This window comes from Actinoplanes sp. KI2 (assembly GCF_025630775.1).
GTDB lineage: Bacteria > Actinomycetota > Actinomycetes > Mycobacteriales > Micromonosporaceae > Actinoplanes.
In genome coordinates this window covers 1-459 of sequence record NZ_JAOSZE010000159.1, presented here as the reverse complement: position 1 = coordinate 459, position 459 = coordinate 1, and the positions used below count along the sequence as shown (strand labels likewise).

Below are 459 nucleotides of genomic sequence, written 5' to 3'. Positions count from 1 at the left end.
ATCTTGCTTGAGCATTCGGACATCGGCTACGCGCGCACCGCCACGGCGGGCGTGACGATGCGTAGCGAGCGACTCGCAGCAGATTAGTGCACCTCGGCCAGGTTCAGTCGGTCTATCTGGGACCATCGGGTGATGGACCAGGAAGACGCCGCAATACTGTCGCGCGCGGGCAATTGGGCCGTGGTTCACATGCCCGGCCGGAGGTTCCCAGGGATCCAACTCCAAGGCGACACATTTGCAGGCCTGCGAGCGCAGCTCGCCGCCGCGACACGCAGCTTGCACGCCCGGCTGGGCGACCTCGACGCACTCGACGACCTCGACAACGCGGTCCAGGAGATGGACGCCATCCTTGCCTTCTACGAGCAAACGCTCGCCGAACGAGGATTCGAACGTCCGTGCCAATCAGAGGGTTTCTGTGGGTTGATGTAAGGGGCTGTAACGGACAAAAATGACGGCGCG

1 protein-coding gene is annotated in these 459 nt (G+C 63.0%); it reads left to right on the top strand.

The window, feature by feature from the left end; all coding sequences use genetic code 11:
* The first annotated feature begins 132 nt into the window (after window positions 1-132).
* Window positions 133-429: a DUF6959 family protein gene (locus ODJ79_RS46760; protein WP_263030208.1), complete on the top strand. Its 297-nt coding sequence runs from the start codon at window positions 133-135 to the stop codon at window positions 427-429.
* Window positions 430-459 lie beyond the last annotated feature (30 nt).

Coding starts and splice junctions, on each gene's coding strand:
- ODJ79_RS46760 (WP_263030208.1), top strand. CDS start 133: ATGGACCAGGAAGACGCCGCAATACTGTCGCGCGCGGGCAATTGGGCC.